This window comes from Nonomuraea basaltis, assembly GCF_005893125.1.
Classification (GTDB): Bacteria; Actinomycetota; Actinomycetes; order Streptosporangiales; family Streptosporangiaceae; genus Nonomuraea; species Nonomuraea basaltis.
The window spans coordinates 1-10,102 of sequence record NZ_VCJS01000337.1; the positions used below are offsets into that span (position 1 = coordinate 1).

General features: G+C 68.6%; 10 protein-coding genes and 1 pseudogene. 5 read left to right on the plus strand and 6 right to left on the minus strand.

The window, feature by feature from the left end:
* Positions 1–347: 347 nt before the first annotated feature.
* Positions 348–539, minus strand: a pseudogene (locus tag EJK15_RS75855) (hypothetical protein); the annotation flags it as partial.
* A gap of 108 nt (positions 540–647) precedes the next feature.
* The gene (locus tag EJK15_RS64040; RefSeq protein ID WP_138720047.1) at positions 648–1,700 is read right to left on the minus strand and encodes a saccharopine dehydrogenase family protein; all 1,053 of its coding nucleotides are present in this window, start codon (positions 1,698–1,700) and stop codon (positions 648–650) included.
* 140 nt (positions 1,701–1,840) lie between these two features.
* Between EJK15_RS64040 and EJK15_RS64045 the strand changes: the two genes are divergently transcribed.
* Positions 1,841–2,767, plus strand: a complete 927-nt coding sequence (locus tag EJK15_RS64045) for an AraC family transcriptional regulator (RefSeq protein ID WP_138720048.1) — start codon at positions 1,841–1,843, stop codon at positions 2,765–2,767.
* A gap of 53 nt (positions 2,768–2,820) precedes the next feature.
* On the opposite strand, the gene EJK15_RS64050 is transcribed toward EJK15_RS64045, so the two are convergent.
* Positions 2,821–3,102, minus strand: coding sequence for a hypothetical protein (locus tag EJK15_RS64050; protein ID WP_138720049.1), 282 nt, complete (start codon positions 3,100–3,102; stop codon positions 2,821–2,823).
* A 222-nt stretch (positions 3,103–3,324) separates the two neighbouring features.
* Positions 3,325–4,215 (minus strand): LysR family transcriptional regulator, encoded by an 891-nt coding sequence (locus EJK15_RS64055; RefSeq protein ID WP_138720050.1) that lies wholly within the window; start codon positions 4,213–4,215, stop codon positions 3,325–3,327.
* A 462-nt stretch (positions 4,216–4,677) separates the two neighbouring features.
* Between EJK15_RS64055 and EJK15_RS64060 the strand changes: the two genes are divergently transcribed.
* The 3 genes from EJK15_RS64060 (at position 4,678) to EJK15_RS64070 (ending at position 7,398) form a co-directional block, all read left to right on the plus strand.
* Positions 4,678–5,319, plus strand: coding sequence for a hemerythrin domain-containing protein (locus EJK15_RS64060; RefSeq protein WP_206062129.1), 642 nt, complete (start codon positions 4,678–4,680; stop codon positions 5,317–5,319).
* Between the two features lie 249 nt (positions 5,320–5,568).
* Positions 5,569–6,798: a serine hydrolase domain-containing protein gene (locus EJK15_RS64065; protein ID WP_138720055.1), complete on the plus strand. Its 1,230-nt coding sequence runs from the start codon at positions 5,569–5,571 to the stop codon at positions 6,796–6,798.
* A 192-nt stretch (positions 6,799–6,990) separates the two neighbouring features.
* A complete protein-coding gene (locus EJK15_RS64070) occupies positions 6,991–7,398 on the plus strand; it encodes a hypothetical protein (RefSeq protein WP_138720052.1) in 408 nt (135 codons plus the stop codon).
* Between the two features lie 120 nt (positions 7,399–7,518).
* Here EJK15_RS64070 and EJK15_RS64075 read toward each other — a convergent pair whose 3' ends face one another.
* Positions 7,519–8,172 carry a TetR/AcrR family transcriptional regulator gene (locus tag EJK15_RS64075; protein ID WP_138720053.1) on the minus strand — a complete coding sequence of 218 codons (654 nt, stop codon included), beginning with the start codon at positions 8,170–8,172 and terminating at the stop codon, positions 7,519–7,521.
* 140 nt (positions 8,173–8,312) lie between these two features.
* Between EJK15_RS64075 and EJK15_RS64080 the strand changes: the two genes are divergently transcribed.
* Positions 8,313–8,762: a hypothetical protein gene (locus EJK15_RS64080; RefSeq protein WP_240778015.1), complete on the plus strand. Its 450-nt coding sequence runs from the start codon at positions 8,313–8,315 to the stop codon at positions 8,760–8,762.
* 375 nt (positions 8,763–9,137) lie between these two features.
* Here the strand turns inward: EJK15_RS64080 and EJK15_RS64085 are convergent.
* A partial coding sequence (locus EJK15_RS64085; RefSeq protein WP_338089965.1) for a LysR family transcriptional regulator occupies positions 9,138–10,102 on the minus strand: 965 nt, incomplete at its 5' end.

Below are 10,102 nucleotides of genomic sequence, written 5' to 3' on the forward strand. Positions count from 1 at the left end.
GCCACCGCAGTCGAAGAGCAAGACCCCGCCAGTCGTGACGAACTCAAGGGTCGAAACGGTCCATGAGGGATGAAGACCCTTCGGTTCAGTCCGATGAACCTTCAGTTCGCATGAACTCTGGGACTTCTTCGGGGTTGAGGAACCGGCGGACAGCCATTGGCACTGAGAACGATCTCGCTAGGGCGGCTGGTGCAGGGGCCAGCCTTCACCGTGCGGGTCCCGTTCGGCAGAGGCGGTTTTGAACAGGTACTCGGTGCGGGGGGAGGACAGCCGGCCCCGTCTGGTGAGCGGGCAGATGTCGGCGGCCGCGGGCGCGCGGGGGGCCGGAGGTGGGGCGCGCCGGTTGACCGCGGGATCAGCACCGTCTGGGCGAGGTAGCCCAGTGCCCGGCGGCCCTTGCGGGTGCCGCGCCGACGCCGCTCGTTGTGCAGCAGGCCGGACAAGAACAGCGCCGTCTCCCGCCGCATGCCCAGCGCAGCGGAGTATGTGACATCTGAGGGTAGCGAAGTCCCTGCTCTATGAAGTTGATCTCTAGGCAAGACCACTTCTAGCAGGGGCTTCGCGGCCTTCTGGGACCTTCGCTCAATCCAGCGGGCCGTCCAGACGATCACACACCGTGGCTGATCGTTACCGGAGAAGGCTCGTTGTCAGGTTGCCGGCGCGTCCTCGATGGTCCAGTGGATCCCGTGCGGGATGAGAAAGTCGAGGAAGGCGGTCGGGTGGTAGGCCTGGGCGGGTGCGAGTACTCCCGGCTTGGCAGGGTCGGCGATGAGACGGCGGGCGCTTTCTACGGCGATCACCGCGGTTGTGCCGTAGGTGTCGGGGCCCTGGACGATGCCGCGGGCGCGGCGGCCGTCGGTACTGGTGGCGTCGAGCACGTAGGTGAAGTGCTGGGTGCGGCGGCTGTCCTCATCGGGGCCTTCAGGCAGGCTTTCGATGATCTCCGGTGTGAGCGGGATGTTCAGCCGGTCGCCCAACGCCGCCTCGGTCAGGCCCTCGACATGCCGGACGCGGATGTGACGGGGAATGGTCACCACCTCCGGCACAGGGAAGGCCATCACCGGGGTTACCTCCGACTGTCCGGGCAGCCTGATCGCGGCGTGGCGGGCGGGCATGCCGGGGCGCCAGTCGCCGTCGTCGTAGGTCATGCCTCCCGCCTTGATGGCGTCGATCGTTTCGACCAGCGAGCGCAGCGAGCCGCGCGACATGCCGCCGCCCCCGACGATCACGTGGGTGGTGATGATCTCTTCGACCGATTCAAGGTGGTCGGCCAGGATGTGGGCCATGAGGTCTACCGGGACGCAGCCGTCGTTGGCGGCGGGTACGACGGTGACCCCGGCGTTCTCCGCCTCCGTGGTGAAGGTGTCGAAGATTTTCTTGATGTAGAGCTGCTCGCCTGAGGCGTCGACGTAGTGACAGCCGGCGGCGATCGCGGCGCGGACCACGGCTTCACCTGAGGAGGTGAAGGGTCCGGCGCAGTTGATGACGCCGTCGCAGCCGCGGAACGCGCGCACCAGCGCCTCATGGTCGGTGGTGTCGGCCACGCGTCGTTCCGCGTCGAGGAGGCCGACCGCCGAGGCGGCCTCCTTCAGGCGCGCGAGATCACGTCCGGCCAGGACCGTCTCGATGTCGCGTCGTGCCAGTTCGGTGAGCACGAGCTTTCCCTGGTATCCACTCGCGCCATAAACGGCGATCTTCATGTCGTCTCCTCATGATGGAGCTGCGCGGTTGCTCAGCCACCAGCACAGTAAGGCGCGGACACAAGACGGTTGAATGCGTGATGCGCTCTAGAGTTTGCGTCATCGTCTTCGCCGAGGTCGTTGTTGGTTACACTGGCTGCGTGGATGTTCTGTCTGATGTGGTGAGTGCGGCGCGCACCGGTCGACCCCACTCGGGCCGGGTGACCAGGTCCGCTCCCTTCGCCCAGCGGTTTCCGCCAGTGCCGTCCGCCGGGTTCCACATCGTTCTCCAGGGAACGTGCTGGCTTCTCCCGTCGCAGGGTGAGCCGATCGCGCTCGGGCCGGGCGACGTGGCGTTCCTGCCGCGCGGATCCGCACACGGTCTGGCCGACGAACCGTCCACCCCGGTAAGCGAGCCGCCCGCAACGCTCACCGGAGTCCATGATGGCCGCAACGACGAAACGTCAGCCGACCGGCCGCCGACGGTGGTCATGCTCTGCGGCGCCTACCTCCTGGACAGATCCGGGCCACATCCGCTCCTGAACGACCTGCCCGAGGTCATCCACCTACCGACGCGGGTAGGGCGCCACAGGGAACTCCGCGCCGCGGTCGAACTCCTCGGCGTGGAACTGGACAGCGACGCCCGCCCAGGCTCCGACACCATCCTGCTCACCCTGCTGGATCTTCTCCTGCTCTACATCCTGCGCGCGTGGTTCGAAGAACAGCGCGTCTCCGGCCACTCCGCCACCGGCTGGGCCGCGGCCCTGCACGACCCCGCCGTCGCCGCCGCCCTCCGCGCCATCCACGGAGACCCCAGCCGGCAATGGACCGTCGAGGAGTTGGGCGCGCAGGCACGCCTGTCCCGGGCCGCCTTCGCCCGGCGGTTCACACATCTGGTCGGCCAACCACCGCTCACCTACCTGACATGGTGGCGGATGACCACCGCCGCCCGGCTCCTGCGCGCCTCCGACGCCCCCGTCAACACGATCGCCCAGCAGGTCGGCTACAGCTCGCAGTACACCTTCACCCATGCCTTCAAACGCCAGTACGGGTCACCGCCCGGCGGTTACCGGCACCACACCGGCTGAAGCACAACACCCGCGTAGGGATCTTCGAGGTTTGGCGGCCTATGACACGTTGGTTAACGGCACCCCATCATCGTCGAGCACGAGCGCTGGCCAGAGGAACGACCGTCTCGACCTGGGGGCGGCGTTCCTTTGGCGAATACGGGGTACGGTGGGGCGGCGCGAGGTGGCCGCTCGCGGCCGAGCAGGCTGCAGGTGCGGTCGATCGCGCCGGTGTAGGCGCGGTGGGTATTGGCGTTGGTGAAGCGGGGTGTGGACAGGAAGGCGTCGGCGGCCGCCGCCACAGTGACCTGCGGGCCGCGCAACGCGGTGACGTTCCGCCCGGCACGGGCGGTCACCTGATCCCTCAGGTGGTGATGTACCGGATAACGTGCACGAGTCGCGCACCACCGTGCGGGACGGACCTCCTGCTCGGCGCGCTCTCATGATCGGTCATGTACGTGGTACTAGTCCTTTATCACCTACATCTGCGCAGGTCCCCGCCAGTGGTAGCGCCACTCAGGCGGGACGGGGAGCTCCTCAGCATGCGCGACCAAGACGTCGTGCCCAGGACGCGCGGCTCAGGGGGCAAGGGTGCCGATGTCGGCGGCGACTCGGGCGAGGGCCCGGATCAGGTCGTTCTCGGTCTCGGTACGCCACACCAGAGCGTACGACAGGGCGTCGATGTCATTGACGGGCAGGTAGGCGATGTCGGGCCGACTCCAATAGCGCATCATGTGGGCGGGGAAGAGGTTGACGAGCTCTCCAGTGCTGGCCAGGGTGAGAATCTCCTCGGCGTTGTGTACCAAGGGGCCGCGCTCGATCCGGTGCCCTGAGCGGGTGTGAGACGGGACGAAGCCCTCGGCCCAGTAGTCCGGCCTCGACGGGGCGTCGCTGTGCTGGAAGTCGGCGAGCATCTCAAGCGAGACGGAGGTGCGCCGGGTGAGCTCGTGCTCGGCGGCCACGGCCAGCACCCGCGGGTCGGCGAACAGGACCGGGCCCACCGTCAGGTCGGGTTCTTCGACCGGCAGCCAGCAGACCAGCATGTCGAGGTCGCCACGGCGTAACCCGGCGAACGGATCGACGAAGGAGGCGTGCTGGATCTGCAGCTGCCAGTGAGGATGGCGGGCGCGGAAGGTGCCCCAGTAGGGGCGCAGGTCATAGGTGTTGAGGGGGAGCATGCCGACGCGCAGGACGTGGGTGATGCCGCGGGCGGCGAGGTGGGCGCGTTCGAGGCTGTCGCGCAGGCCGGCGTAGACCGGCCGCAGGTCGTCACGGAGTTGACGACCGAGCGGGGTGAGGCAGATCTGGCGGCGGTTGGTGCGGTCGAACAGCGCGCCGCCCAGGCGGCGTTCCTGCTGGTTGATGGCCTGGCTGACCCGCGCCTGGGAGACGTGCAGCCGGTCCGCGGCCCGGCCGAAGTGGAGCTCTTCGGCGAGGGTCAGAAAGATCTCGATATCACGTATCTCCATGCCTGCCCCGATCTGTAGATCAGTCGGCCCATCGCCCGACAGCATACGAAGGATAAGGATGATGATGATGCGCCTCCGCATCAGCGGGTGAGACGGAGCTGCCAGGCGGAGAGTTCGACGTCCTGGCGTTGTGATAACCCGCGTGTTATCGCTGCGTGCTCGAAGTCGGCGTTGATCGAGACGCGGCACCCCAGCAAGGTGGAAACCGACCGGAACAGTCCGCGTGAGCCGTCAACTCTTGACCTCACGTGTATTTCCCGATGCCTTCCAGAGGAGCAGCATCATGCGAGCGCAGATGACGAACCCCGCCGTTGTCCCTCCCGACGGGAGGAAAGGCATCGGGGCCCTCTTCAGGGCTATCAACCAGGGCTGTATGTCCCACGCGCGGCAAGAGATCGTCGGGCGGCGCACCGGCCAGATCAACGGCCGCAGCGCATGTGTGGGCCCCACCTGGACCTGACCATGCCCTTGGACATGACGGCGATGTACGCCATGCACCATGCCCTGCGCCGGGAACTGGAGCACATCGCCCGTGTCACCGTCCGGATCGACGACGATCCCAGGCGCATCCTGAGCACGGCGATCGGCTGGCAGCTGTTCACGCGATCCGTGCGCATCCATCACAGTGCCGAGGACGACATGCTCTGGCCGGCGCTGCGCCGGCAGTTGGCCGACCGGCCGGACGGCCTGGTGCTGCTGGAGGCGATGGAGGCCGAACACGCAGCCATCGACCAGCTCATCGCGACGGTCAACGAGCTGCTCGCCGACCCCGACCCCGACCCCGACGTCGACCAGGTCCGGCTCGGGGACCTCACGGACTCCCTGGTCACGGGCTTGCGCGGGCATCTCAGGCATGAGGAGGACACGGCGATTCCGCTCATCCGGCGAGCTCTCACCACAAGGCAGTGGGCGGCCTTCGACCAGATCCACGGCCAGCGGGTCGGCGCGGACGCGCCCCGGCTGCTGCCGTGGTTGCTGGAGAATGCCGACCCGCAGACCACCGCGAGAATGCTCGCCACCCTGCCGGAGCCCGCCCGCATCGCCTACAACACCCAGTGGCAGCCCGCCCACGCCGCCCTCGACCGCTGGTGCAGCCGGGCATGACCATCATCGCGCTCGCCGTCGACCATGCGGTGTCGTGTCAGCGGCGGCGTCAGGACGGCAACGGCCCGGTATCAGAGCGGTCGGCGATGGTAGTCACCATGAACGGTTCAGCGATCGCGGCCTCCGGGGCTGCGAACTGGACCACACCGAGCTCACCCCCGACCCTGGCGCGTCGCTCATGGAAGCCCCATGAGCGCCACGCCGGGACGGGTCTCACAAGATCGAAGACTTTAGGCAAGGAGATACATGATGGGAACTGGCAACGGCGGTTTTTCCAAGACTGGGCTGTACAGACTGCACGAGGTGCTGGCCCGGCATGTCGATTCCGGGAAGATTCCCGGAATCGTCGCCCTGGTCAGCCGGGGCGAGGAGACGCACGTCGAAACGATCGGGACGATGCGCCAAGACGGTGGCCCGCCGATGCGCCGGGACACCATCTTCCGGATGGCCTCCACCTCCAAGCCGGTCGCGATGGCGGCGGCGATGGTCCTGCTCGATGAGTGCCGGCTGCGGCTGGACGACCCGGTAGATCCGTGGCTGCCCGAGCTCGCCGACCGGCAGGTGCTGAGGCGGATCGACAGCCCGCTGGACGACACCGTGCCGGCGCGGCGGCCGATCACCGTACGGGACCTGCTGACCTCCACGTTCGGGCTCGGCATGGATATGACGTCGCTGGGCACCCCGATCATGGGCGCGGTCTTCGAGCAGGGGCTCACGCCCAACCTGCCGGAGCCGATGCCCGAGCCGGATGAGTGGATGCGCCGCCTCGGTACGCTGCCGCTGATGTACCAGCCCGGCGAGCGCTGGCAGTACCAGGTCAGCCACGATGTCCTCAGCGTGCTGGTCGCCCGGGTCGCCGGCCAGTCGTTCGAGGCGTTCCTGCGCGAGCGCATCTTCGAGCCGCTGGGGATGACCGACACCGGCTTCCACGTGCCCGCCGGCAAGATCGACCGGTTGCCGAGCCTGTACGCGCCGGACCAGCAGAGCGGCGAGTTCCACGTGTGGGACGAGGCCGCGGGGGGACGGTGGAGCCGGCCGCCGGCGTTCCAGGGCGGCGGCGGCGGGCTGGTCTCCACCGCCGACGACTACCACGCCTACTTCCGAATGCTGCTCAATGGCGGGATGCACGGCAGCGACCGGATCCTGTCGAGGCCCGCCGTGGAGTTGATGACCACCAACCGCCTCACGCCCGAGCAGCAAGCCGCCCGGCACGCCATGGCCGTCAACAACGTCCACATCTCCTTCGGCCAAGGCCAGCACGGCGGCTGGGGCATGGGGATGGCGGTGCGCACCTACCGCGGTGACTACGCCCCCATCGGCCAGTTCGGCTGGGACGGCGGAAGCGGCACCTCCACCTACGCCGACCCGCACAACCACCTCACCGGCATCCTGCTCACCCAGGTCGGGGCGTCCGCCCCGAATTCGATACGGCTGATGCACGACTTCTGGACCACGCTCTACCAGGCACTCGACAACTGACACCAAGCCCGCACACGGTATGTCCGCCCTCAACCAACGGTCAGCCCCTGGCAGCCGAAGCGTCGACGTTTCCGCGCGGGGTTGGGCTTGGCCCGCCCTCAGCAATCGAGATACCCCAGACACCACCAGGACGCATTTCACCATCCGCCCGTTCGATCGAACCTCAGAACAGATTCAAAGGAGCACACCACCATGTCCATCACCCTGACCGACCAGGACAAGCTCACCCTGCGCACCGCCGCCTACGGCGCCGTCACGCTGATGTCCGCCGCCGACGCCGCCGGCAAGCCCCACAAGGCCGCCACCGAGGGCTCCATCGCCCTGTCCTCCGCCACCGGGCTGGTCGGGCACGTACTCGCCGAGTACCCCAAGGACATGAAGCTGGACAGCAAGTCCGTAGCCGCCATCGCCGACCAGGTGCTGCCGGCCCTGACCGCAGCCGTGAGCCTGCTCAAGCAGCAGGATCCGGCAGAGGCCGACAACTTCCGCCGCACCGTCATCGTCGCCGTCGAAGCAGCCGCCCGCACCCACCAGGGCCGGCCCAGCCCTACCCTGGCGGACATGACCCGCAAGATCACTGAAGCCCTCGACGCCGCTTGATGGGATGTCGCCCCGCGCAGCCACCGCTTGTCACAGGGGTCCTGCCCGGACGCCGTGACGCGGCGGCGAGGGCGGGTCAGGCAGGGGCCGAGCCCCGCCAGGGCGGCCAAGCCCGCCCACTCACCCTGGCTGACGCCCGCCCCGGGCATCGCGCCTGATCAAACTCGCGCCGCTGTGCCGGGCCGCGTCGGCGGTGGACCGTAGCGCGGCGCAGGCGAACCGGGCGAGTCGTTCGGGCAGGTCGTGCGGGTCATGGTGGCAGATGAACAGCCACGACATCACGGTGCCGCCGAACATCGCCTGGAACAGGTCGACGTCTGGCAGCCGCTCCAGTTCGCCGCGTCGCACCGCGCGCTCCAGCAGCTTGGCATTTCCTGCCCGTTCCGGCTCCACGAAGGTCGTGGTGAACCGTGCGGCGAGTGCCGGATCGGCCGCGGCCTCGCTGAGCAGGCTCATCAGCGCGGTGGCGGCCCCCGGGTTGCTCAGATGGGCGACGATCGCTCGCGCCAGTGCGGTCAGGTCGCCCAGCAGCGATCCGGTGTCGGGCGGTACCTCCAGAGCCTTTCCGTGGATGATCGCGGCGAAGGCCATCTCGTGTTTGGTGGCGTACCGCCGGTAGATCGACGCCTTGCCGATCCCCGCACGCTCGGCCACGGCGGCCACCGTCATGCCCGCGTATCCGACCTCTTCCAGGAGTTCGGTGACGGCCGCGGTAATGGCCGCATCGACTCGGGTATCGCGTGGCCGCCCGGCCTGTTGCCTGCTGCTCTCCATTCCGCCATGATACGAGACCGTGGTTTCGGAACTATGGTCTCGGAAGTAGGACAGTGAAGATCGAGGAATCAGTGGCGCTGCCACCTTCAACCGGCACCCGGCGGCCTGCCCCGAGATGGGCCGTCGGGGTGGCGCACGCTGTGCCCCTGCTCGTGCTGCCGTCGAGCCTGTGGCGGATCGGCCTGGCCGTGGGGCTTCCGCTCGGCTACACCGAGCAGGGCCTGCGCGACCTGATCGGCACGACCATGTCGGGGCCGCTGTACCTGGTGGCTCTCTCCGTGCTGACCGAGGTTGCGGCCCTGCTCGCGCTCGGCCTGGTGCGCCCTTGGGGCGAGGTGGTGCCGCACTGGATCCCGCTGCTCGGCGGCCGCACGATCCCGCGTCTGGCCGTCACCGTGCCCGCCTGGCTCGGCGTCGCGGTTCTCGCCCTGCTGTGGACGCCGTTCCTGTTCTGGTGGACACTGCCGCACGTTGACATGACGGCGACCGGAAGGCTGCTCGTCGGGTTCGTCTACGTGCCACTGGTGGCGTGGGCACCGCTGCTCGCCGCCGTCACGCTGTCCTACCAACGCCGCCGAAGCGTCTCATGATGCAGCAGAACGATGGGGCGGCGTTATCTCCCGGCGCATACGCAAGGACCGCATTCTCCACGAAGCCCTCGCCACGAGGGCGGACCCGCTCGACATGTCGCTGGTCTTCCGGATCTCCCACAGCACCGCCGCCAGATACTCCGCCGTCGCTGAGCACCTGCTCGCCGACGACCTCGACCAGGCGCCCCCACAGTGATCCCCTTTGGGGCTGTGCCTCCGGGACCCTGACGAACTCTCCGCGTTTTCAGACCTCACCAACCGAACTGGCGCATGTTCGCGATAAAAGTCCTTCAGTCTGGCTGAACTCACTGCGGACCCGTCGTTGAGGCCGCCGTTCGTCGATCCGGCCACGGTGATCGCAGACGTGGCGGCGTTTCAGCGCGGAATCACCCAGCCCGGCGCCCAGGTCCCGGCGGCGTCGTGGCTGGCCGCTGTGGTGGCGAGGTGGGCGCGGAGGGTGGCCAGCCCTGGGTGGGGGTTGTCGCGGTGCCACAGGAGCGAGTGCGGGTAGACGGGCGTCGGGTCGGTCACCGGGATGCGGCGCAGGCCGTGGTCGGCGGGCCAGACCAGGCGGGTCTGCTCGCCCATGAAAGTGGCCAAGGCCGGGGTGTCGGCGATGGTGTCGAGGAGCGCGTCGGAGCCGAAGTTGGGGCCCGTCGCCTCGATGGTGAGGCCGAACTCGGCGACGAGATCGTCGTAGTAGGCGGCCCACTCGGTACCGGGGACGATGCCGGGCATCCAGATCCGGTGCCCGGCGAGCTGAGCGACGGTCACCGACCGGGCGCCCGCCAGCGCGTGGGCGGGCCCGGTGAGGAGCTGGAGCGCCTCGTCGAGCACCCGGACGGACTCGATGTCCTCGGGAAGGGGCCGGCCGGGCACGGCGACGGCGCGGAAGGACGCGTCGATCGCACCGGACCGAATGGCGGCGACGGCCGTCTCGATATCGAACAGCATCACCACGTCGAGCTCGATCTCGGGGTGCGCGCGGTGGAAGCCGCGCATCAGGCCCGAGGCCGCGCTGCGTGAGGCGATCACGTCGACGCGCAGCGGACGGCTGCCGGGGAGCACGGACGCGACCGCGCGCTCGGCGACGCGCAGCAGCTCGCGCGCGTGAGGCAGGAACGCCTGCCCGTCGATGGTGAGCCGGGCCCCGCGCGCAGTGCGGGTGAACAGCCGCACGGCGAGGTCCTTCTCCAGCCCGGCGATGCGCTTGGAGACGGCCTGCTGGGTGATCGACAGGTCTGCGGCGGCGTCCTGGAACTGGCCGGTGTCCACGACGGCGACGAACGTGCGCACAGCATCGAGATCCACACCGACCGACCTTAGTGCACAACTAACGG